The following is a 22215-nucleotide window of genomic DNA, read 5'->3' on the forward strand; positions in this document are numbered from 1 at the left end:
TCATGGCTTGAGCACGAGGGTGTCGCTGGTGCTCTTGTCGACCGCCTTCGCCGAGAAGGACCAGTCGAGCAGTTCGCCCTTGGCCCACTTGCTGGTCTGGTCGGTGTAGTGGGCGCTGAAGGCGTGCCCGGAGGCGCCGGTGAGGTTGATCCACTTCGACTTGTCGAAGTCCTCCAGGTTGACCACCATGCGCATCGACGGCACCCACACGACGCCGTAGCCGCCGGCCGCGTTCCAGCCGGTCGCGTCGACCGCCGCCTCGCCGCCGCCGAGCTTCCAGGGGCCGCGGTTGAGGATGTACTGCAGGAAGCCGGGGCCGCTGGTGCCGAGGGTCTGGTTCTTCAGGAACAGGCGGTGCAGCCGGCCCCAGCTCCAGGTGTCGATGTCCTTGCCGAGCTTCGCGGTGAGCTCCCAGCGCGCGTCGATCATGGCGCGCTTGAACAGGTCGTCGCGGTTGTGGTCGGCGCCTTCGCGGCCGGTGGCCGACTTGGGCGTGGTCCACCAGTCGCTGTCCGGCTTGTCCATGAGGTTGCGCACGACCTGGAACCAGCGGTCGCCGCCGTCGGGCTGCGCCTGGTCGGCGTCGCGCTGACCGCACTCACGGACCTTCGCGGTGTCGTCGACGGCGTTGGTGGCGTTCGCCGGGTCGACCCACAGGCACTGGCCCTCGACGCGCAGCTCCTTGGGCAGCTTGTTGCCGAAGGCGAGCTTGAGGATGTTGCGCCAGACCGCGTTGAAGTAGGCGGCCGCCGCCGAGTCGGCGTCCTGAGTGCGCTCCCAGTTCTGGAGCAGTTCCTGCGCCTCGCGGACGTCCGGGTCATCGATATTGATCTTCAGCAGGGTGGGGACGAGCAGCTTGGCGATCTCGCTGCTGTTGTCCATCTGCATCTGACGCATGTCGTCGGTGGAGATCTTGCCGCCGCCCTTGATCTTCTGCTCGATCAGGTCGGTGATGCGCTGGCTGCGGGTGCCGTAGCCCCAGTCCGTGGTGAGCGTGTACTTGTACGTGTCGTCGACCACGGCCTGGTTGGCGGTGACGATGAAGCCGCGCTTCGGGTTGAGCTCGTTGGGCAGTGCCTTGAAGTCGATGTAGCCGGTCCAGGCGTTCTTGGAGTCCCAGCCGGCCACCGGGACCGAGCCGTCGTCGCCCTTCGCGCGCGTGGGGATCTTTCCGGGCAGCTGGTAGCCGATGTTGTCCTCGGTGTCGGCGTAGATCAGGTTCTGCGAGGGCACGTCGAACAGCTTGGCCGCGTCTCGGAAGTCGTCCCAGTCCTTGGCCCGGTCCATCGCGAAGACGGCGTCCATGGTGGTGCCGGGCTCCAGCGCGGTCCACTTCAGGGCGACGCCGTAGCCGTCGCCGCGGTCGGGTGCCGCGTTGTCGACGCCGGCCTTCTGGCCGACCTTGACGAGTTCCTTGCTGCGGTCGGACAGCAGGGGCATACCGTCCTCCGTCTTGCGGACGACGATCTTCTTCGGGCTGCCGCCGGCGACCTTGATGGTCTCGGTGCGCGTCTCGAAGGGCTTGGTCTTGCCGTCGTAGAGGTAGCCGTCGCCGGAGAGCTTCTCGAGGTAGAGGTCGGTGACGTCGACGCCGGAGTTGGTCATGCCCCAGGCGATGTTCTGGTTGTGCCCGATGATCACACCGGGCATGCCGGCAAAGGTGTAGCCGGAGACGTCGTACTGGCACTTGCTGGAGACGGTGCGGCAGTGCAGGCCCATCTGGTACCAGACCGACGGCAGCGAGGCCGACAGGTGCGGGTCGTTCGCCAGCAGCGGCTCGCCGGTGATGGTGTGGTCGCCGGAGACGACCCAGGAGTTGGAGCCGATGCCGTTGCCGTTCACGCCGACGGCCGTGGGCAGGTCGTCCAGGACGTTGTAGAGGCCCTCCAGCTGCCCCTGCAGGCCCACGGTGTCCCCGGAGGTCCCGGAGGAGGTCCCGGTGCCGCTCGTCGAGCTGCCGGTGCCCGTGGAGCCGCTGGTGGAGGCGTCGCCGGAGCCGCTGCTCGTGCTGGTGCCGTCGCTGTCCTCGAACGCCTGGGTGAGCTCGTTGTACTCGCCCTGCTGGACGATCGTGTTGGACTCGCCGTCGACCTTGTACGGGTACTCCGGGTACAGGTCGGCGATCTGCTGCGGGCCGAGGCGGCTCGTCATCAGGGCGCGGTCGATCTCGTCCTGCATGTTGCCGCGCAGGTCCCAGGCCATCGCCTTCAGCCAGGAGATCGAGTCGACCGGGGTCCACGCGGCCGGCTTGTAGTCGTTGGTGAAGCCCAGCGCCGCGTACTCCAGGGAGATGTCCGCGCCGTCCTTGCCCTTGAGGTAGGCGTTGACTCCCTTGGCGTAGGCCTGGAGGTACTTCTTGGTGGAGTCCGACAGCTTGGTGTCGTACTCCTCCTTGGCGATCCGGTCCCAGCCCAGGGTGCGAAGGAACTCGTCGTTGTCGACCTGGCTCTTGCCGAACATCTCCGACAGGCGGCCGGACGTCATGTGGCGGCGCACGTCCATCTCGTAGAACCGGTCCTGCGCCTGGACGTAGCCCTGCGCCATGAACAGGTCCTCGTCGGAGGACGCGTAGATCTGCGGGATGCCGTAGCCGTCCCGCTTCACGTCCACGGGCCCGGACAGGCCTTCGAGGGTGATCGAACCCTTGGTCTGCGGGAAGGAGGCACGGACCGTACTGATGGACCAGTAGGCGCCGAAAGCGATGCCGCCGATGACGGCCAGCACCAGTACGAGCACGATAAGACGGGCTTTTCGCCCCTTCTTCCTGCCGGACTTGCCGGGCTTGTCACCCGTTGTGGCGGTGGTGTTGGGGGGCATCGCTGTCCTTGCTGTCCTAACGCGAGCGGCAGGCGGTCCTGGAGTGCTGGAGCAACCATAGGCGCAGGGGTCTGCGCCACTTGACGCGGAGTCGGGTACCAGCACGGAAGGATGTTCGATCTTGCCTCTTCGAGCGTCAAGAAATCGTCAAGAGTTAGGTAAGGTAATGAAGTAGTTGGGCTCGGGGCGGACAGCTTCGTGTCCCATGTACATGTGCGCCCGCGCGCGGATCGTGCGCGCCAGGGAAGGGAACCGCCGCTGACTGTCCACCACCTCAACCAGCTCCTGCTCGTCTGCTCAGTCGTCCTGCTCGTCGCCGTCGCAGCGGTACGCATCTCCTCGCGCAGCGGGCTCCCCAGCCTGCTCGTGTACCTCGGCATCGGCGTCCTCATGGGCCAGGACGGCATCGGCGACATCCGCTTCGACAACGCCGAGCTCACCCAGGTCATCGGCTACGCGGCCCTGGTCGTGATCCTCGCCGAGGGCGGTCTGGGCACGAAGTGGAAGGAGATCCAGCCGGCCCTCCCGGCCGCCTCCGCGCTGGCGCTCGCCGGCGTCGCGGTGAGCGTGGGGGTCACCGCGGCCGGTGCGCACTATCTGACCGGGCTGGAATGGCGGCAGGCCCTCATCATCGGCGCGGTGGTGTCCTCCACGGACGCGGCGGCGGTGTTCTCTGTCCTGCGCCGCATTCCGCTCCCCGCGCGCGTGACGGGCACGCTGGAGGCCGAATCCGGCTTCAACGACGCCCCCGTGGTCATCCTGGTGGTGGCTTTCTCCCAGACCGGCCCCGTCGAGCACTGGTACGTACTGGTGGGCGAGATAGCCCTGGAGCTGGCCATCGGCGCGGCCGTCGGACTCGCCGTGGGCTGGCTCGGCTCCTGGGGCCTCAGACATGTCGCGCTGCCCGCCTCCGGCCTCTACCCGATCGCGGTCATGGCGATCGCCGTCACGGCGTACGCGGCCGGCGCCCTCGCGCACGGCAGCGGCTTCCTCGGCGTCTACCTCGCCTCGATGGTCATGGGCAACGCGAAGCTGCCGCACTGGCCTGCCACGCGCGGGTTCGCCGACGGGCTCGGCTGGATCGCCCAGATCGGCATGTTCGTCCTGCTCGGCCTGCTGGTCACCCCGCACGAACTGGGCGACGACGTGTGGCCCGCACTCGTCATCGGCCTGGTGCTCACCATGGTGGCGCGCCCGCTGAGCGTGGTGCTCTGCCTGACCCCGTTCCGGGTGCCCTGGCAGGAGCAGACCCTGATGTCGTGGGCGGGGCTGCGCGGCGCGGTCCCCATCATCCTGGCGACCATCCCCATGGTCAGCGGCATTGAGGCCAGCAGACGCATCTTCAACATCGTGTTCGTCCTGGTCGTGGTCTACACCCTGGTCCAGGGGCCGACACTGCCCTGGCTGGCCCGCAAGCTGCGCCTGGGCGAGGACTCCGAGGCCGCCGACCTCGGAGTCGAGTCGGCGCCCCTGGAGCGGCTGCGCGGACATCTGCTCTCGGTCGCGATCCCCGAGGGGTCGAAGATGCACGGCGTCGAGGTCAACGAGCTCCGGCTGCCGGCCGGGGCCGCCGTCACCCTCGTCGTCCGCGAGGAGAAATCGTTCGTTCCGCTGCCGACGACCGTGCTGCGGCACGGCGACGAACTCCTCGTCGTCGCCACCGACCCCGTCCGGGACGCCGCCGAGAAGCGGCTGCGCGCCGTGGGACACGGGGGCAAGCTGGCCGGCTGGCTGGGCGCGGGCGGAGACCGCTGAGGGCACGTCCCGCGCCGCGTCCGGTCAGGTCCGCAACCCGTTAAGGGCAGGTTTCGGAGTGCTCACTCTCACAGGCCATGAGCACGCCACGCCCGGTACGATGAACGCGCACCTTGATCGAACCAACTCTGCCTGACGCAGAGCTGGCGCGACCGTATGGCGGCCGGGACGCCTCCCTCACAGGCCCGGTATCTACCGCAGTAGCGCAAGAGGACAGCTCTCGGCGCCCCTCGCCCGCACAGTGGGGTCGCGCTACCAGGCGGCAGAAAGGCACGGGCCGTGGCATCCACGGTCTCCATCGGATACGGCCGGCTGCTGCGCACGCGCGGCGCGTGGACGTTCCTGCTCCCCGGTTTCGCGGCACGCCAGCCGTTCGCGATGCTCACCATCTCCATCGTGCTCCTCGTGCAGCACACCACCGGCTCCTACGGCGTGGCAGGTGCCGCCGCCGCGGTCACCGGGGTCTCCATGGCCCTGTTCGCGCCCTGCGGCGGGCGCCTCGCCGACCGCTACGGCCAGCGCGCGGTGCTGGTCCCCGGCGTCCTCGCGCACGGATTCTCGGCCCTGACACTGACGGCGCTCGCCCTGGCCGACGCGCCCCTGTGGGCGCTGTTCGCCGCGGCCGTGCCCACGGGTGCCTCGGTGCCGCAGATCGGGCCCATGGTGCGGGCCCGCTGGGGCGTGAAGCTGAAGGGTTCGCCGCTGATGACCACCGCGGCGGCCTTCGAGTCCGTCACGGACGAGTTGACCTTCGTCGTCGGCCCGCTGCTGGCGACGGCCCTGTGCACCGCCGTGAACCCGGCCGCCGGACTGGTCGCCGAGGCCTCACTGACTTTGATCGGCGGTCTGCTGTTCGCCGCACAGAAGGGCACCCAGCCGCAGACCGCCACCGCCGGGCACGCACGCGTGGAGCACGCCTCGGCGCTGCGCATCCCCGGCGTGCGCGTGCTGGTCGTGGCCTTCCTGGGCATCGGTTCGGTCTTCGGCGGCATGCAGGTCTCGCTGGCCGCGTTCAGCGAGTCGATCGGCGAGCCCGGCCTCAACGGCGTCCTGTACGGCACGTTCGCCGCCGGCAACATGCTCTCCGGCCTGGTCTGCGGCGCCATCGCCTGGAAGACCGCTCCGCAGCACCGTCTGGTGGTCGGGTACGCCGCACTGGCACTGACGGCCTCCGGCCTGTGGGCCGCGCACTCGGCGCTCCTGCTGGCGGGCCTGGGCCTGCTGGTCGGCATGTGCATCGCGCCCGCGCTGATCACCGGCTACACGCTGGTCGAGGACCTGGTGCCGCCCCAGGCGCGCACGGAGGCGTTCACCTGGCTGACGGGCGCGGTCGCGCTCGGGCAGGCGGCCGCCGTCACGGTCGCCGGTCAGCTGGAGGACCGCTTCTGGGGAGGCGCCGGATTCCTGGTGCCGCTGGGCGGCACGCTGCTCGCCCTGACCACGCTGCTGGCGCTGCGATCGCGGCTGGTGGCGCAGCCCCGGGGCCGTACCGTGGCACGTGGCGTCGGTCACCGCGTGCCGCTGACAGTGGACTGATCCTCAGGAATACGTCACTATGGACCGTCGTTAGCACTCATCGAGTGAGAGTGCCAGGAGGAAGACAGTGCCGACCTACCAGTACCAGTGCACCGAGTGCGGCGAGGGCCTCGAGGCGGTGCAGAAGTTCACCGATGACGCCCTGACCGAGTGCCCCAACTGCGGTGGCCGCCTCAAGAAGGTGTTCTCCGCGGTCGGCATCGTCTTCAAGGGCTCCGGCTTCTACCGCAACGACAGCCGCGGCTCTTCGTCGAGCAGCTCGACGGCCTCGTCGAAGCCGTCGACGTCCTCCACGGACTCCTCGTCCTCCTCGTCCTCCTCCACCTCTTCGTCGTCCTCCTCGGACACGAAGTCGAGCTCCGGCACCTCGGCGGGCACCTCCGCCGCGTAAGGCTTCTTCACGGGACCCGGTCGTCGTACGGCGACCGGGTCCTCGGTGTTTCCACGGTCGGGAGCTGACCGTGTTCGATTCCGGCTACTGTGCTGGTCATGGCGAACGCAGAGATCGGCGTCATCGGCGGCTCGGGCTTCTACTCGTTCCTCGACGACGTCACCGAGATCCAGGTGGACACCCCCTACGGGGTGCCCAGCGACTCCCTCTTCCTCGGCGAGATCGCCGGCCGTCGGGTCGCCTTCCTGCCCCGGCACGGGCGGGGCCATCACCTGCCGCCCCACCGGATCAACTACCGGGCCAACCTGTGGGCGCTGCGTTCGGTCGGGGCGCGCCAGATCCTGGGCCCGTGCGCCGTGGGCGGGCTGCGCCCCGAGTACGGGCCGGGCACGCTGCTGGTGCCCGACCAGCTGGTCGACCGTACGAAGTCACGGGTGGGCACCTACTTCGACGGGCTGCCGCTGCCCGACGGCACGGTGCCCAACGTGGTGCATGTGTCCCTGGCCGACCCCTACTGCCCCGCCGGGCGCGCGGCCGCACTGAAGGCGGCGCGCGGGCGGGAGTGGGAGCCGGTGGACGGTGGGGCGCTGGTCGTGATCGAGGGACCCCGGTTCTCGACGCGTGCCGAGTCGTTGTGGCATCAGGCGCAGGGCTGGTCGGTTGTAGGCATGACAGGCCACCCGGAAGCCGCGCTCGCCCGTGAACTGGAGCTGTGCTACACGTCGTTGACCCTGGTCACCGACCTGGACGCGGGTGCCGAGTCCGGTGAGGGCGTGTCGCACGAGGAGGTGCTGACCGTGTTCGCGGCGAACGTGGACCGGCTCCGGGGCGTGCTGTTCGACGCGGTGGCCGCGCTGCCGCCGAACGAGGCGCGGGACTGCGCCTGCGGGAAGGCGCTGGGCGGGATGGATCCGGGTTTCGAGCTGCCGTAGCGGAGCACATCGTTCCGGTGGCGGAGTTTTCCACAACCCGTGGATGATCCACAGGCTCCGGCGGGCGGCGGCGTGAGCGGGCATCGTGGCCTGGCTAGCCGTTCCCTCGCCGCAGGTGGTGATCCCGTTGTCCCAATCTTCCCCTTCGCCTTCCGCCTCTTCCGCCTCGTCTCCTGCCCACCCGGTCCCTCCGCCGTACGAGGTGCCCCAGTTCGCTCCCGTGCGGGTCAAGGGCGGGTGGTGTCTGCTGCGCCGGCTCGTGCGGAACCGGCAGCGCGCCCTGGCACTGGGCCTCGCCGTTACCGCCGCCGCCCTCGTGGCCGCGGGACCGAGGGGCGGTGCCCCGGCTCCGACGCGCGGACATCCGGACGGTGACGCACCCGCCCGCGCACACTCCTCATCGGGCGGGCCCGTGCTCAGGCGCCCCGCGAGCCGGCAGATGAAGGTGACGGCCCCGGTGCGGATCGCTGACGCGGCGACCGTCCGGCTGCTGCGGCCCGGTGACCGGGTCGACGTCATCGCCGTACCCGCAGCGGGCCCCACGGCCACGGACGGGGAGGCCCGGGTTGTCGCGCGCGGGGCGCTCGTGACGAGGGTCCCCGAGCCCGTGGACCCGTCCGCACTCACCGGTGACGGTGACGGAGGAGCGCTGGTCGTGCTGTCAGTGTCCCGCTCCACCGCGACGCGTCTGGCGGGCGCGAGCGGATCGTCCCGGCTGGCGGTGACCTTGTGGTGAAGAAGAAGTCAAGTCCTTCGTTGGAGCTACCGGATTGGGCACGCGTGGCTCAGGGTGACGTAGGTTGCGGAGCTGTTCGCTCCACAACCTGTGTCACCTCGTGTGCCACAAAGCGTCCATACAAGGAGAGTTCCCGCGGTGAGCAAGAAGAACAATCCGAGCATCTGGCACGGCTTCAAGGCCTTCCTGATGCGAGGGAACGTCGTCGATCTCGCCGTGGCGGTGGTGATCGGCGCGGCCTTCACGAACATCGTGAACTCAGTGGTGAAGGGCATCATCAACCCACTCGTCGGCGCGATCGGGACGAAGAGCCTGGACAGCTACAGCTCCTGCCTGGAAGCGCCCTGCAAGGTCGCGGCGGACGGGACGGTCACGAGCGGGGTGCCGATCCTGTGGGGCACCGTCCTCGGCGCGGCGCTGAACTTCGTGATCACCGCGGCGGTGGTCTACTTCCTGATGGTGCTGCCGATGGCGAAGTACCTGGCCCGGGTGGAGGCCCGCAGGAAGGCGCGCGAGGGCACGCAGGAGGTCATCGAGGTGACCGAGCTGGAGGTGCTGAAGGAGATCCGCGACGCGATGGTGGCCCAGCGGGGTCCGGGGTCCGCCGGGCGGTAGTCGCCGCTTACCGGAGGCTGTGCGGCGCCGTTCGGACGGTGCGCGGCACGGTTCAGAGGTGGTGGGGCGGCTTCTCGTCGAGGAAGCGCCTGAGGTCGGCCGCGCTGTCGCCGGACGAGGCCGGCCGCTCGCCCCAGCCGCCGTCGGTGTCGTCCGAGGACTGCTGGTCCAGCGGGTCGTCGAAGGACAGCGCGGCCTTCGGGTCGCGCGGCTCGGGGGCGGCGGGGGTGCTCATGCCTCCAGGGTACGTCTCCCCCGGCCAGGATTTTTCGGCGCACATCTGCTGTGCTGAGGCCCATGACGTCCCGTACTGCTCGCGATCAAGCGAGACCCCTGCGCAGACTCACCGCGCGGGGGCGCGGGGAGGCGCACCGAGTCGCCTCCCCGCTCGAACTCTTCTTCGACCTGTGCTTCGTGGTCGCCGTCGCCCAGGCGGGCGTGCAGTTGGTGCATGCGGTGGCCGAGTCCCACGCGGGGGAGGGCATCCTCAACTACGCGATGGTGTTCTTCGCCATCTGGTGGGCGTGGATGAACTTCACGTGGTTCGCGTCGGCGTACGACAACGACGACGTGCTGTACCGGGTGGTCACGCTGGTGCAGATCGCCGGGGTGCTGGTGCTGGCGGCGGGCATCTCGCGGGCGTTCGAGGACCACGACTTCGTGGTCGTCTGGTTGGGCTACGTGATCATGAGGTTCGCGCTGAGCTGGCAGTGGCTGCGCGTCGCGTGGTCGGCCGAAGGCCCGGAGCGGACAATGGCGCTGCGGTACGCCGGGGGCGTGCTGTTGTGCGAGGTGGGCTGGGTGGGGCTGCTGGTCCTGCCGGAGGGCGGCAGGGCCTGGCTGTTCCTGGTGATGGCGGTGCTCGAGATGTGCGTGCCGCTGTACGCGGAGAAGGACCATCCGACGACCTGGCATCCGCATCACATCGCGGAGCGGTTCGGGCTGTTCACGATCATCGTGCTGGGCGAGACGGTCGCGGCGGCCACGGTCGCCGTGAAGTCGGCCGTCGCCGAGAACGACGCGCTGGGCGAACTGCTGCCGATCGCGGTGGGCGGTCTGCTGATCGTCTTCGCCGCGTGGTGGATCTACTTCGTGGTGCCCATCCACGGGCATCTGCGCTCCAACCAGCAGTCGTTCGTGTGGGGCTACGGTCACTACTTCGTGTTCGCCTCTGCCGCGGCGATCGGTGCGGGCCTGGAGGTGGCGGTGGAGCAGGCGGTCGGCAAGGCGCATCTGTCGACGCTCGCCGCGTCGGCGGCGGTGACGCTGCCCACGGGGTTGTATCTGCTGACGGTCTGGGTGCTGCACGCCCGCCACTTCAAGATGGGCCTGGCCCAGCAGTCGGTGCTGCCTGGCGCCGCGCTGCTGGTGATCTGCTGCACCTTCCTGGGCGACTGGGCGGTTCTCGCGGCCGGCCTGGTGGCGGCGCTGACGGTGGCGACGGGGACGACGCTGACGGCGCGCGCGGCCGCCCGGGAGAGCGCGGCGGGCACTTCGGGCGGAGCGGGATAGCCGCAGCTCGGTCGGGGCTGGGCGAGACTGGCCGGCATGACAGTTGACGCTCTGACGGATGTCGCGGACGTGCGGGTGGGGCATGCCACCCGGGTCGGCGACGGTTGGCTCACGGGCACCACGGTCGTGCTCGCACCGGAGGGCGGCGCCGTGGCCGCCGTGGACGTGCGCGGGGGTGGTCCCGGCACGAAGGAGACCGATGCCCTCGATCCGCGCAATGTGGTGCAGCGGGTGGACGCGATCGTGCTGACGGGCGGGAGTGCCTACGGGCTCGACGCGGCGTCCGGGGTGATGGCCTGGCTGGAGGAGCGGGGGCGCGGGGTGCCCGTGGGGGTGGACCCCGCGCATGTGGTGCCGGTGGTGCCCGCCGCTTGTGTCTTCGATCTGGGGCGGGGCGGTGACTTCCGGGCCCGGCCGGGTGCGGAGCTCGGGCGGGCCGCGGTCGAGGCGGCCGCGGCGAGCGCGCCGGGGGCGCGGGTGCCGGAGGGGTGCGTGGGTGCCGGAACGGGAGCGGCGGTCGGAGCGATGAAGGGTGGGGTCGGCAGTGCGAGTGTCGTCCTCGGCTCGGGGATCACGGTGGCGGCGCTGGTGGTGGCCAACGCGGTCGGGTCGGTGACGGACCCGGGGACGGGGGTGCTGTACGGGGAGTTGTTCCAGGGGCGGGTGGAGTACCCCGAGGCACGTGTGCACGAGGTGGCGCGTCGGCGGCTCGCCGGGAACGCCGCACGGAACGCCCCTCCCCCGCTGAACACGACGCTCGCGGTGGTCGCCACCGACGCGGAGCTGACGAAGGCGCAGGCGCAGAAGCTGGCGGGCACGGCGCACGACGGGATCGCGCGTGCGGTGCGTCCGGTGCATCTGCTGCACGACGGCGACACCGTGTTCACCCTGGCCACCGGCGCCCGTCCGCTCGCCCCCGCGCATCCCCTGGCCTTGAACGACATCCTTGCCGCGGGCGCCGATGTGGTGACGCGGGCGATCGTGCGGGCCGTGCGGGCCGCCGAGTCGGTGGAGGGGGCGGGCGGGGCCTGGCCGTCGTACACGGAGTTGTACGGGGGCTGAGGAGCCGGCGGCGAGGGGATTGTCTTGGTTCTGTCACGTCATCGCGTTCATTGGGCCAAGGAGGGAACCCCGGCGGGTGCCGGGGCCCTCCTTTCTCACGTACTGGAGCGGATCACGCACATCACATGAAGCTGGAGCAGCCCGTGACAACGCCGGACATAGCAGCGCGGCGCGTACTGGGAGCCTGTGCCGTCCTGGTGGTCGGCGCCCTGACCCTGACCGCCTGTGGGGGAAGCGCCGACGCCAAGAGCGGTGACGACGGCAAGGGCGGTAAGGGGACCTCGCCCAAGACGTCCACCGCGAAGATCGTCATCTCGGCCAAGGACGGCTCGACGGGCGCGTCCATCAACACGACCGGGGTGAAGGTCAGTGACGGGCGGCTGACCGAGGTGAAGATGACGGTGGCCGGTACGGCGCAGGCCGTCGCGGGCACCTTGTCGGCCGACGGCAGCAGCTGGAAGCCGAAGGAGCAGTTGGAGCGCGGGACGAAGTACGAGATATCGGCGACCGCGAAGGACGGGAGCGGCAAGGTCGCCGCCGCCAACTCGATCTTCACCACGGTCACTTCGGCGAACAGTTTCATCGGGACGTACACGCCGGACAACGGGACGACGGTCGGGGTGGGGATGCCGGTGTCGTTCACGTTCGACAAGGTGATCAGCGACAAGAAGGCCGTGCAGTCGCACATCACGGTGACGTCCAGCAGTGGGCAGCAGGTGGTGGGGCACTGGTTCGGGGCGCAGCGGCTCGACTTCCGGCCCGAGGAGTACTGGAAGGCCGGCTCCAAGGTCACGATGAAGATCGACCTGGACGGGGTCGAGGGCGCGAACGGCGTCTTCGGGGTGCAGAAGAAGACGGTCAGTTTCGAGATCGGGCGTTCGCAGGTGTCCACGGTGGACGTGAACACGGAGATGATGACGGTCGTGCGGGACGGGCAGGTCCTGCGGAAGGTGCCGATCTCCTCGGGCAGCCCGCAGCACACCACGTACAACGGCCAGATGGTGATCTCGGAGAAGTTCACGCAGACGCGGATGAACAGCCAGACGGTCGGGCTGGGCGGGGAGTACGACATCCCGGACGTGCCGCATGCGATGCGGCTGACGACGTCGGGGACGTTCATCCACGGCAACTACTGGTACGACAAGGGGAATCCGCCGTTCGGCCGGGTGGGTACGAGTCACGGGTGCGTGGGGCTCGCGGACGTACAGGGCGCGCAGGGCGACACGACGGCGAAGTGGTTCTACGACAACTCGCTGATCGGGGACGTTGTGATCGTGAAGAACTCGCCCGACAAGACGGTGGCGCCGGACAACGGGCTCAACGGCTGGAACATGTCGTGGGCCGAGTGGACCGCGGGGAGCGCGGCCTGAGCAGGGCGATGCGGATGCCGGTGTTCCGGGGCAAGAGGCCTCCCACCGGCGGTTTCTGAGGGATCGTGGGGCCGCGCGGGAACTTTTCGCGCGGCTCGCGCGTTTTCGCCGACGTAGGTTTCTCGGTTCGCGGACATGATGTCGGACCGAGGGGCTACGGTATGCACCCACAAGGTGACATGCAGCAACGCCGGGAGAAACCTTGAGCGTTCCGTACGAGACTGCAGCGTACGAACCAGCCGAGTCGCCCGAGTCTCCGGAGGAGCATCTCGCGCGACTGCTAGGTCGTGCCCTGAACTCGTTCGAGCTGCCGGACGACGTCCTTCGGCGGCTCGACTGCGCGCTGGCGCACGACAGCTCGCTTCACTCCGCGCATCACAGCGCGGGTCTGCACCGTGAGACCTACCGGCACACCTGGCTGCTGGCCGACGGGTGTGCGCTGACGCTGTGGGAGCTGGTGCACAACGCCACTCCGGGCAGTGAACCGCAGCATGAGGTGTACGTCGACGAGGAGGAGTTGCGGACGGCGACCGCGCGGCTGCCGTTGCCGCCGGACGAACCGGATTTCGAGCTGCCGGTGCTGGCGCCGCTGGAGCCGGTGTCCGCGCCCCGGCATGTGTATGTTCCGGACGACTCGGCGGACCATGCGCGTCGGCTGCTGCGTCGCGCGGAGAACGCCGACCGGCCGGGTGCGGACACCGCCGAGCTGTTGAGGTCGGCGTTCGCGCACCAGATCACGCAGGCGTTCGGGCGGCCCTGCCGGGCGGGCCGGGTCGGTCTGGGGTTCTCGCTCTACGAGCACGCGTTCCTGCTGCGTGACGGGCGGGAGATCTCCCTGTGGGAGGTGGAGCACACGGCGACGCCGGACGGGCGGCACATGTGCGAGGTGTACGAGTCGGAGGCCGAGGCCCGGGAGGCGATGGAGCGGCGGGCGGCGCAGGTTCCCTGACTCCCTGAATCCGGCAGGATGGACAGCACAGGCCGAGCGGCCGGTCGCCGCCCCGTTGTGTGGGGCTGCGACCGGCCGCTGGTGCAGGTGGCGCAGGGCGCGTGGGTCAGCGCCTGTGGGTCAGGACCTGTGGTTCAGGCCGCGACCGGCTGCTTGGTCTCCGCCGTGGTGGCGGTCGTGTCGCCGCGGGTCGCCGTGGTGGGCGTGCTGCCGGGTGCCGGCGTGCGCATGCCCTTGAGGACGACGACCAGGGCCGTGGTGACGCAGACGCCCACCGCGATGGCGATCAGGTAGAGGAACGGGTTGCCGATCAGCGGGACCACGAAGATGCCGCCGTGCGGGGCGCGCAGGGTGGCGCCGAAGGCCATCGACAGGGCGCCGGTGACCGCGCCGCCCACCATCGAGGAGGGGATCACGCGCAGCGGGTCGGCCGCGGCGAACGGGATCGCGCCCTCGGAGATGAAGGAGGCGCCGAGGACCCAGGCGGCCTTGCCGTTCTCGCGTTCGGTCTCGGTGAAGAGCTTGCCGCGCACGGTCGTGGCCAGGGCCATCGCGAGGGGCGGGACCATGCCGGCCGCCATGACCGCGGCCATGATCTTCATGGCGGAGTCGCTGGGGCTGGCGACGGCGATGCCGGCGGTGGCGAAGGTGTACGCGACCTTGTTGACGGGGCCGCCGAGGTCGAAGCACATCATCAGGCCGAGGAGGGCGCCGAGGAGGACGGCGTTGGTGCCGGTGAGGCCGTTCAGTCCGTCGGTGAGGGCCTTCTGGGCGGAGGCGATGGGCTTGCCGATGACGACGAACATCAGGAATCCGACGATCGCCGAGGAGATCAGCGGGATCACCACGACCGGCATGATGCCGCGTACCGCCGGCGGGATTTTCACCTTCTGGATCGACAGCACCACACCACCGGCGATGAGACCGGCGGCGAGGCCGCCGAGGAAGCCCGCGTTGATGGTGACGGAGATCGCGCCGCCGACGAAGCCCGGCACGAGACCCGGTCGGTCCGCCATGCCGTAGGCGATGTAGCCAGCGAGGACGGGGACGAGGAAGCCGAAGGAGACGACGCCGATCTGGAAGAGCAGGGCGGCCCAGCTGTCGCTCTGGGTCCACACGAAGTGGTCCATGACCGACGGCGCCTTGTTGATCTTGTATCCGCCGATCGCGAAGCCGAGGGCGATGAGCAGACCGCCGGCCGCGACGAACGGGACCATGTAGGAGACGCCGGACATCAGCCACTTGCGGAGCTTGGTGCCGTAGCCCTCGGAGGAGTCGCCCGCGCGTTCCACCGGTGTGCCGGGCGTGGCCGCGGCGGTGACCTCGCCGCGTTCCGCCTTGCCGCGCACCTCGGTGATCAGCTCGGCGGGGCGGTTGATGCCCGCCTTCACGCCGACGTCGACGGTGGGCTTTCCGGCGAAGCGGTCCTTCTCGCGGACGGGGAGGTCGTGGGCGAAGATCACGCCGTCGGCGGCGGCGATGACGGCCGGGTCGAGCCGGGTGAAGCCGGCCGAGCCCTGGGTCTCGACGGTGACCTCGACGCCCGCCTCGCGGCCCGCGTTCTCCAGGGACTCGGCGGCCATGTAGGTGTGGGCGATGCCGGTGGGGCAGGAGGTGACGGCGACGATCCGGAAGGGGCGCGCCGCGGGCTCGGGGGTGGTGGCCGTGTCGGTGTCGGCGGAGGCCGCCGCCGACACCGACACGGAGTTTTCGGTCGAGCCCGCTGAAGCGCCCGCGGAGGCGCCCGCGGAGGCGCCCGCGGAGGCATCCGCGGAGACGCCCTCGGAGGCGCCCGCGGCCTCGGTCCCGGCGGCCGGGGTCTCCTCGCCGCGGATCAGGGCCGCCGCGGCCGCCGGGTCGCCGACCGCCCGCAGTGCGTCGGTGAACTCGGTGTTCATCAGCTGGCGGGCGAGGGACGACAGGATCGTGAGGTGGGCGTCGTCGGCGCCGGCGGGGGCGGCGATCAGGAAGATCAGGTCGGCGGGGCCGTCGGCCGCGCCGAAGTCGATGCCGTCGGCGCTGCGGCCGAAGGCGAGGGTCGGCTCGGTGACGTGCTCGCTGCGGCAGTGCGGGATGCCGATGCCTCCGTCGAGGCCGGTGGGCATCTGGGCCTCGCGGGCGGCCACGTCGGCGAGGAAGCCGTCCAGGTCGGTCACCCGGCCCTTGGCCGCCATGCGGGCGGCGAGGGACCGCGCCGCGGCTTCCTTGGTGTCGGCGGACAGGTCGAGGTCGACCAGGTCCGCGGTGATCATGTCGCTCATCGCGGGCTCCTTCGCACGCGTATCGCCCGGGACGTGGGGTGGGCGCGGGTGAGGGTGGGGACGGGAGTGGGGGTGAGGTGGGGGTGGGGAGAGGGGAGGGAGGCGGCGAGTAACAGGAGGGTCGTCATGACACCGGCTCCTTCAGTTCGCGGTCCACCGGTACGTCCGCGGTGACCGTCACCGCCGCCGGGTCCAGGTCGCCCGGGGTCGGCATGACGCTGCCGGGCAGCTGTACGGCCGCCGCGCCGTGGGCTACGGCGGAGGCGAGCGCCGCCGGGCCGTGGCCGCCGGCGATGAGGAACCCGGCGAGGGAGGAGTCGCCGGCGCCGACGTTGCTGCGGACGACGTCGACGCGGGCGCTCGCGAACCAGGTGCCCGCGTCCTCCACGAGGAGCTGTCCGTCGGCGCCGAGGCTGGCGAGGACGGCACGGGCGCCCATCTCGCGCAGTTCCTCGGCCGCCTTCACCGCGTCGCCCACCGTGGCGAGGGGGCGGCCGACGGCCTCGGCGAGTTCCTCGGCGTTCGGCTTGACCACGTCGGGCCGCTCGCGCAGCGCTTCGAGGAGGGCGCGCCCGGAGGTGTCCAGGGCGATCCGCGCGCCCCCGGCGTGCGCCCGGGCGACGACCTCGGCGTACCAGGAGGGGGCGAGGCCGCGGGGCAGGCTGCCGCAGCAGGCGATCCAGTCGGCGTCGCGCGACTGCTCGCGGACGGTCTCCAGGAGCAGTTCCTGCTCGTCCGGGGAGAGCTCGGGACCCGGCGCGTTGATCTTCGTCAGGACGCCGTCGGACTCGGCGAGCGCGATGTTGGAGCGGGTGGCTCCGGCGACCGGGACGGGGGCGACCTCGATGCCCTGGGCGTCGAGGAGCTCGGCGACGAGTGCGCCCGGCGCACCACCGAGGGGCAGGACGGCGACCGTGCGCCGGCCGGCGGCGGCGACCGCGCGGGAGACGTTGACGCCCTTGCCGCCGGGGTCCATCCGCTCGCCGGTGGCGCGGATGACTTCGCCGCGGTCGAGGGAGGGCACCTCGTAGGTGCGGTCCAGGGAGGGGTTGGGGGTGACCGTGAGGATCACGCCGCCTGGGGTCGTGGGGGTGCCGCTCATGCTCGTACTACTTCCGTGCCGCCGCGCTCGATGGCGGCCGCGTCGTCGTCGCTCAGCCCGCTGTCGGTGATCAGCAGGTCCACGTCGCTCAGGTCGCCGAAGCGGGCGAAGTGCTCCTGGCCGTGCTTGGCGGAGTCGGCGAGCAGGACGACCCGGCGCGCCGCGGCGACGGCCGCCCGCTTGACGGCGGCCTCGGCGAGGTCGGGGGTGGTCAGTCCGTGCTCGGTGGAGAAACCGTTGGCCGCCACAAAAAGTACATCAGCCCGGATTTCGCCGTAAGCGCGGAGCGCCCAGGCGTCCACGGCGGCGCGCGTACGATGCCGCACGCGCCCCCCGACGAGATGGAGCTGCATACCGGGGTGGTCCGCGAGTCGGGCCGCGATGGGCAGGCTGTGGGTGACGACCGTGAGCTCGGCCTCCAGCGGGAGCGCGGCCGCGAGGCGGGCGACCGTGGTGCCGGCGTCGAGGATCATCGTGCCCTCGGAGGGCAGTTCCGTCAGGGCCGCCTTGGCGATGCGGTCCTTCTCGTCGGTGGAGGTGCCCTCGCGTTCGGCGAGGTCCGGTTCGAAGTCGAGGCGTCCGGCCGGTATGGCACCGCCGTGGACCCGGCGCACCAGACCGGCGCGGTCGAGGGCCTTCAGGTCGCGGCGGATCGTCTCCGCCGTCACCTGGAACTCCTCGGCCAGCGACAGGACGTCCACCCGGCCGCCCTCACGGGCGAGCCGCAGGATCTCCTGCTGCCGCTCCGGTGCGTACATGTCCGCTCGCTTCCGACTGTGTCCGACTGATGTCCGATTATTGTCCGACTGATGCCCGAACTTGTGGTTTCAAGCCGAGGCTACGCCCGGATTTCCGGAAAGTAAACAGGTTCGGGCTTGATTCGGGCATGAACGGACTTGTCCGCGCACTAGGTCAGGTCCCGTCCTACTTCTGCGGCATGCTCGGACGCATGACCACGGACACTCCGGCACGGCTGCTGCAGTTGCTCTCCCTCCTCCAGACGCCCCGCGAGTGGCCCGGCGGTGAGCTGTCCCGGCGGCTCGGGGTGTCCCGGCGTACCGTGCGGCGGGACATCGACCGGCTGCGCGAGCTGGGATATCCGGTGCAGGCCAGCAAGGGCGCGGACGGCGGGTACCGGCTGGTCGCGGGCAAGGCGATGCCGCCGCTGGTGCTCGACGACGAGGAGGCCGTGGCGATCGCGGTCGGGCTGCGGGCGGGCGCCGGGCACGCGGTGGAGGGCGTGGACGAGGCGTCGGTACGGGCCCTGGCCAAGCTGGAACAGGTGCTGCCCGCCCGGCTGCGCCGGCGTGTCACGACGCTCCAGGCCGCGACCACCCCGCTGACCAGCGGGGACGGGGCGACCATCGCACCGGAGACGCTGACCGTGATGGCGTCCACGGTCGCCGGGCACGAGCGGCTGCGGTTCGCCTACCGGGCGAAGGACGGCACCGGGTCGCGGCGGCTGACCGAGCCGTACCGGCTGGTGTCGACGGGGCGGCGCTGGTACCTCGTGGCGTACGACGTCGACCGGGCGGACTGGCGGACGTTCCGGGTGGACCGGGTGAGCGAGCCGTTCGCGACCGGGGCGCGGTTCACGCCCCGGGAGCTGCCGGAGGGGGACGCGGCGGAGTATCTGCGGCGGTCCCTGCAGGGGCAGGCGCACGAGTACGGGTACGACGTCACCTTCGCGGAGCCGCCGGAGGCCGTCGCGGCGCGGCTGCCCGCGTGGCTGGGCCGACCGGAGGAGGACGGGGCGGGCGGGAGCCGGCTGCGGGGGACGACCGGCGATCCGGTGGAGTGGCTGGCGCTGCGGCTGGCGCTGCTGGGGTACGAGTTCTCGGTGCGGGAGCCTCAGGAACTGGTGGAGTGCGTACGGGAGTTGGGGGCGCGATTGGGGCGGGCTGGAGGTGCGGAGGGCGCGCGTTGAATCAGCTGCGCCCCGGCTGCCCCGGCTGCCCCGGCTGCCCCGGCTGCCCCGGCTGCCCCGGCTGCCCCGGCTGCCCCGGCTGCCCCGGCTGCCCCGGCTGCCCCGGCTGCCCCGGCTGCCAGGCGAACTCCCGCAGCGCCTCCAGGTTCCGCAGCGCCAGGGTCGACGGGCCGTCCAGGGCGGTGGCGGGGGCGTCGGTCGCGGCCCAGCTCTGTACGGCGACCCGGACCGCGGCGCTCACGACGGCGGCACCGAAACGCAGGTGTGGCGTGACACCGGCGTTCCCGGCATTTCCGCTCCCAGCATTTCCACTCCCGGCATCGCCGTGCCCGTCCCTGCCGGACCCGGCATCGCCCGTCCCGACCCCTCCGTGCCCGGCATGGTCCGCCGCGTCCCCGCCTTGCCCGGCACGGTCAGTCCCGTCCCCGCCGTTCCCGACATCGCCGGCCCTGTCCTCGGCGTTCCCGACGCCACCGGTCGCCACGCCACCGTTCCCGACGCGACCGTCCCCTGCATCACCGTCCCCTGGATCACCGTTCCCGGCACCACCCGCCCCGCCCTCACCCGCGAGCCGGGCCGCCAGGACCTGTGCCAGGGACTCCTCCGACGCCTGGCAGACCTCCGCCCAGACCTTTCCGAGGGCGGGCACCGCCCCCGCCAGGCGGATCAGGGTGCGGACCCATTCCCAGGAGGCGGCCGAGACGCCCCGGCCCGGGACGAGGGTGTGGTGGACGGCGTGGGCCAGGGCGTCGGGGAGCGAGAGGGCGGGCGGGGCGTCGCGGACCGCTTCCACCCAGCGCTGCGCGCCCGCCGCGTAGAGGGGGGCGACGGCCTCTTCCTTGGTGGCGAAGTAGCGGTAGAAGGTGCGCGGGGCGATGCCGGCGGCCTGGGCGATGTCCTCGGCGCGGGTGGCCTTGAGGCCATGGGCGACGAAGAGGCCCGCCGCGGCCCTGGCGATCTCCATCCGGGTCGCCGCCTTGCGCCGCTCGGTCAGGGAGGCCGTGGCGGGGGTGGAGCTGGTCACATTCGGCAGGCTATGCCCATGTGGCACAATCTGCCATCCGGGCGGGCCACCCCGTGGTTCAGGTACGGGGTGCCCCGCCCACCTCGGCATCGGCGGAAGCCGGGCGTGTGCACGAGGGCGGCGCGGCGGATCGTACGAGGGCCGCCGAGCGGGTCGTACGGGGGAAGCCGCGTCGGCGGGCAGGAGCGAGCCGGGCCCCGGCGCCAGGGGGAAGGCGCCGAAGCCCGGCTCGGGGAAAGTCCCGGCGCCGGGGGGATGGTGCGTCGGGACGTGGTCCTCTGGAAGCGGGACGGGCTCGGTCGCAGGTCTCGAACTCCCGTGCCCTGAAGTCTTGTTCCCCGGTCCCCCGCATTGAAGCGACGTTGTATCGCCATGTTCGCGCGGGGCGGCACCACCCGGCGCACGCGGGCGGAACCTGCGTGCCCCGGGGTGTGCCGAGGATCCGAGGGGAGCCGGGAGGCCCCGGCCGCCTAGGCCGCGGCCTCGAACCCGGTGTCGCGGGCCAGCTTCTTCAGCTCCAGCAGTGCGTGCTTCTCGATCTGGCGGATGCGTTCGCGAGTCAGGCCGTGCTCCTTGCCGACCTCGGTGAGGGTGCGCTCCCGGCCGTCCTCGATGCCGTACCGCATCTTGATGATGGAGGCGGTACGCGGGTCGAGGCGGTCGATGAGGCCGTCGAGTTCCTCGCTGCGCAGCAGCGTGAGGACCGACTGCTCGGGCGACACCGCCGAGGTGTCCTCCAGGAGGTCGCCGAACTGGGTCTCGCCCTCGTCGTCCACCGACATGTTCAGGGACACCGGGTCGCGGGCCCAGTCCAGGACGTCCGTGACGCGCTCGGGGGTGGAGCCGAGCTCCGCGGCGATCTCCTGGGGCTCGGGCTCGCGGCCGTGCTCCCGGTTGAACTCGCGCTGGACGCGGCGGATCCGGCCGAGCTCCTCCACCAGGTGGACGGGCAGACGGATCGTGCGCGACTGGTCGGCGATCGAACGGGTGATGGCCTGGCGGATCCACCAGGTGGCATACGTCGAGAACTTGAAGCCCTTGCGGTAGTCGAACTTCTCGACCGCGCGGACCAGTCCGGCGTTGCCCTCCTGGATCAGGTCGAGCAGGGGCAGACCACTGCGCGGGTAGCGGCGGGCGACGGCGACGACCAGGCGGAGGTTGGAGCGGATGAAGACGTCCTTGGCACGCTCGCTCTCGGCGACCAGGGCCTCCAGTTCCTCGCGGGTGGCGTCCGCGCGGGACTCCTCGTACCCGTCGAGGACCTGTCGCGCGAACACACCCGCCTCGATGATCTGGGACAGCTCGACTTCCTTGGCGGCGTCGAGCAGCGGTGTGCGCGCGATCTCGTCGAGATACATGCCGACCAGGTCGCGGTCGGCGATCTCGCCGCCATGGGCGCGAACACTGCTTGCCGCGCCGGTCCGGCCACTGGCGGACTGACGACGGGCGACGGCACGGGTTGCCATGCGTGCTCCCTTGCGATGGTGGGGTCAGCGGGTGGTCCTTGGACACCGGGCACTCGGTCAGTGGTCCCGGGACTCGCTTCGGGACTCTGCTCGTGTGCCCTGCATCCGATGGAAACAACGACTGGAATCAGGACAGAATTCCCAACCCGCACCCCGGATTTTCTGATCATGCAGTACCCTGTCCGGCCATTGGCAGGCCACACGGGGAGAAGCGATGGCGTCCGAGCACGCAGAGGTGCAGGTCAGGCCGGGAGTCGAGGGGGACCTCATGGCCCTCACCGACCTCTACAACCACTACGTTCGTGAGACGCCCATCACATTCGATACCGCGGTCTTCACTCCGGAAGAGCGCCGCCCTTGGCTGCTCTCCCACCCTGAAGACGGCCCGTACCGGCTGAAGGTTGCCGTGGACACGGACTCACAGGAGATTCTCGGGTACGCCACATCCAGCCCTTACAGGCAGAAGCCCGCCTACTCGACCTCGGTGGAGGCGACCGTCTACGTGGCCCCGCACGCCGGCGGCCGCGGGATCGGCACGCTGCTCTACAAGGCGCTCTTCGAGGCGCTCGCCGGGGAGGATCTGCACCGGGCGTACGCGGGGATCGCGCAGCCGAACGAAGCGTCCACGCGGCTGCATGAACGCTTCGGTTTCCGGTATGTCGGCACCTACCGGGAGGTGGGCCGCAAGTTCGGCCGCTACTGGGACGTGGCCTGGTACGAGAAGGAACTCCAGGGCTCCTGAGGCAGCTCAGGGGTCTGA

Annotated in this window: 18 protein-coding genes and 1 pseudogene; 12 read left to right on the forward strand and 7 right to left on the reverse strand. The window is 70.8% G+C overall.

What is annotated here, in order from left to right:
* Positions 1-2817 carry a penicillin acylase family protein gene (locus ACYQ8Q_RS19700; RefSeq protein WP_460066590.1) on the reverse strand — a complete coding sequence of 939 codons (2817 nt, stop codon included), beginning with the start codon at positions 2815-2817 and terminating at the stop codon, positions 1-3.
* 198 nt (positions 2818-3015) lie between these two features.
* On the opposite strand from ACYQ8Q_RS19700, the gene ACYQ8Q_RS19705 reads away from it, so the two are divergent.
* The 6 genes from ACYQ8Q_RS19705 to mscL all read left to right on the forward strand — a co-directional run bounded on the left by ACYQ8Q_RS19705 (position 3016) and on the right by mscL (position 8782).
* Complete coding sequence (locus ACYQ8Q_RS19705; protein WP_460066592.1) at positions 3016-4572, forward strand: potassium/proton antiporter; 1557 nt, start codon at positions 3016-3018, stop codon at positions 4570-4572.
* A 279-nt stretch (positions 4573-4851) separates the two neighbouring features.
* On the forward strand, positions 4852-6108 hold the full coding sequence (locus ACYQ8Q_RS19710; protein ID WP_460066595.1) for an MFS transporter: 1257 nt from the start codon (positions 4852-4854) through the stop codon (positions 6106-6108).
* Positions 6109-6175: 67 nt separating this feature from the next.
* The gene (locus tag ACYQ8Q_RS19715) at positions 6176-6499 is read left to right on the forward strand and encodes an FmdB family zinc ribbon protein (protein ID WP_460066596.1); all 324 of its coding nucleotides are present in this window, start codon (positions 6176-6178) and stop codon (positions 6497-6499) included.
* Positions 6500-6597: 98 nt separating this feature from the next.
* A complete protein-coding gene (locus ACYQ8Q_RS19720; protein WP_460066599.1) occupies positions 6598-7431 on the forward strand; it encodes an S-methyl-5'-thioadenosine phosphorylase in 834 nt (277 codons plus the stop codon).
* Positions 7432-7558: 127 nt separating this feature from the next.
* A complete protein-coding gene (locus tag ACYQ8Q_RS19725) occupies positions 7559-8167 on the forward strand; it encodes an RcpC/CpaB family pilus assembly protein (protein WP_460066601.1) in 609 nt (202 codons plus the stop codon).
* Between the two features lie 138 nt (positions 8168-8305).
* The gene (mscL, locus tag ACYQ8Q_RS19730; RefSeq protein ID WP_460066604.1) at positions 8306-8782 is read left to right on the forward strand and encodes a large conductance mechanosensitive channel protein MscL; all 477 of its coding nucleotides are present in this window, start codon (positions 8306-8308) and stop codon (positions 8780-8782) included.
* Positions 8783-8834: 52 nt separating this feature from the next.
* On the opposite strand, the gene ACYQ8Q_RS19735 is transcribed toward mscL, so the two are convergent.
* Positions 8835-9017: a hypothetical protein gene (locus tag ACYQ8Q_RS19735; protein ID WP_460066605.1), complete on the reverse strand. Its 183-nt coding sequence runs from the start codon at positions 9015-9017 to the stop codon at positions 8835-8837.
* Between the two features lie 62 nt (positions 9018-9079).
* On the opposite strand from ACYQ8Q_RS19735, the gene ACYQ8Q_RS19740 reads away from it, so the two are divergent.
* The 4 genes from ACYQ8Q_RS19740 (at position 9080) to ACYQ8Q_RS19755 (ending at position 13675) form a co-directional block, all read left to right on the forward strand.
* Positions 9080-10294 (forward strand): low temperature requirement protein A, encoded by a 1215-nt coding sequence (locus ACYQ8Q_RS19740; protein WP_460066607.1) that lies wholly within the window; start codon positions 9080-9082, stop codon positions 10292-10294.
* Positions 10295-10330: 36 nt separating this feature from the next.
* On the forward strand, positions 10331-11356 hold the full coding sequence (locus ACYQ8Q_RS19745; protein ID WP_460066608.1) for a P1 family peptidase: 1026 nt from the start codon (positions 10331-10333) through the stop codon (positions 11354-11356).
* 143 nt (positions 11357-11499) lie between these two features.
* Positions 11500-12726, forward strand: coding sequence for a L,D-transpeptidase (locus ACYQ8Q_RS19750; RefSeq protein WP_460066611.1), 1227 nt, complete (start codon positions 11500-11502; stop codon positions 12724-12726).
* A gap of 202 nt (positions 12727-12928) precedes the next feature.
* On the forward strand, positions 12929-13675 hold the full coding sequence (locus tag ACYQ8Q_RS19755) for a DUF6227 family protein (RefSeq protein ID WP_460066612.1): 747 nt from the start codon (positions 12929-12931) through the stop codon (positions 13673-13675).
* Positions 13676-13809: 134 nt separating this feature from the next.
* On the opposite strand, the gene ACYQ8Q_RS19760 is transcribed toward ACYQ8Q_RS19755, so the two are convergent.
* From ACYQ8Q_RS19760 to ACYQ8Q_RS19770, 3 genes are all read right to left on the reverse strand, one after another.
* Positions 13810-15936 carry a PTS fructose transporter subunit IIABC gene (locus ACYQ8Q_RS19760; RefSeq protein ID WP_460066613.1) on the reverse strand — a complete coding sequence of 709 codons (2127 nt, stop codon included), beginning with the start codon at positions 15934-15936 and terminating at the stop codon, positions 13810-13812.
* A gap of 124 nt (positions 15937-16060) precedes the next feature.
* Positions 16061-17008: a 1-phosphofructokinase gene (gene pfkB / locus ACYQ8Q_RS19765; protein ID WP_460073410.1), complete on the reverse strand. Its 948-nt coding sequence runs from the start codon at positions 17006-17008 to the stop codon at positions 16061-16063.
* A gap of 26 nt (positions 17009-17034) precedes the next feature.
* Positions 17035-17796: a DeoR/GlpR family DNA-binding transcription regulator gene (locus ACYQ8Q_RS19770; protein WP_460066614.1), complete on the reverse strand. Its 762-nt coding sequence runs from the start codon at positions 17794-17796 to the stop codon at positions 17035-17037.
* A gap of 191 nt (positions 17797-17987) precedes the next feature.
* Here ACYQ8Q_RS19770 and ACYQ8Q_RS19775 point away from each other — a divergent pair, with 191 nt between their 5' ends.
* Positions 17988-18965, forward strand: coding sequence for a helix-turn-helix transcriptional regulator (locus ACYQ8Q_RS19775; RefSeq protein ID WP_460066615.1), 978 nt, complete (start codon positions 17988-17990; stop codon positions 18963-18965).
* Between the two features lie 556 nt (positions 18966-19521).
* Here the strand turns inward: ACYQ8Q_RS19775 and ACYQ8Q_RS19780 are convergent.
* Positions 19522-19929 (reverse strand): annotated as a pseudogene (locus ACYQ8Q_RS19780) (TetR/AcrR family transcriptional regulator); the annotation flags it as partial.
* A 530-nt stretch (positions 19930-20459) separates the two neighbouring features.
* Positions 20460-21455 carry a sigma-70 family RNA polymerase sigma factor gene (locus ACYQ8Q_RS19785; protein ID WP_067251246.1) on the reverse strand — a complete coding sequence of 332 codons (996 nt, stop codon included), beginning with the start codon at positions 21453-21455 and terminating at the stop codon, positions 20460-20462.
* A 214-nt stretch (positions 21456-21669) separates the two neighbouring features.
* Here ACYQ8Q_RS19785 and ACYQ8Q_RS19790 point away from each other — a divergent pair, with 214 nt between their 5' ends.
* A complete protein-coding gene (locus tag ACYQ8Q_RS19790) occupies positions 21670-22197 on the forward strand; it encodes an N-acetyltransferase family protein (RefSeq protein WP_460066617.1) in 528 nt (175 codons plus the stop codon).
* Positions 22198-22215 lie beyond the last annotated feature (18 nt).

This window comes from Streptomyces sp. YKOK-I1 (genome assembly GCF_054660435.1).

Bases quoted from the DNA above. Each gene is read 5' to 3' on its own strand.
- ACYQ8Q_RS19770 (WP_460066614.1), bottom strand. From the start codon at position 17,796: ATGTACGCACCGGAGCGGCAGCAGGAGATCCTGCGGCTCGCCCGTGAG.
- ACYQ8Q_RS19720 (WP_460066599.1), top strand. From the start codon at position 6,598: ATGGCGAACGCAGAGATCGGCGTCATCGGCGGCTCGGGCTTCTACTCG.
- ACYQ8Q_RS19740 (WP_460066607.1), top strand. From the start codon at position 9,080: ATGACGTCCCGTACTGCTCGCGATCAAGCGAGACCCCTGCGCAGACTC.
- ACYQ8Q_RS19700 (WP_460066590.1), bottom strand. From the start codon at position 2,817: ATGCCCCCCAACACCACCGCCACAACGGGTGACAAGCCCGGCAAGTCC.
- ACYQ8Q_RS19785 (WP_067251246.1), bottom strand. From the start codon at position 21,455: ATGGCAACCCGTGCCGTCGCCCGTCGTCAGTCCGCCAGTGGCCGGACC.
- ACYQ8Q_RS19790 (WP_460066617.1), top strand. From the start codon at position 21,670: ATGGCGTCCGAGCACGCAGAGGTGCAGGTCAGGCCGGGAGTCGAGGGG.
- ACYQ8Q_RS19745 (WP_460066608.1), top strand. From the start codon at position 10,331: ATGACAGTTGACGCTCTGACGGATGTCGCGGACGTGCGGGTGGGGCAT.
- ACYQ8Q_RS19735 (WP_460066605.1), bottom strand. From the start codon at position 9,017: ATGAGCACCCCCGCCGCCCCCGAGCCGCGCGACCCGAAGGCCGCGCTG.
- ACYQ8Q_RS19760 (WP_460066613.1), bottom strand. From the start codon at position 15,936: ATGAGCGACATGATCACCGCGGACCTGGTCGACCTCGACCTGTCCGCC.
- ACYQ8Q_RS19775 (WP_460066615.1), top strand. From the start codon at position 17,988: ATGACCACGGACACTCCGGCACGGCTGCTGCAGTTGCTCTCCCTCCTC.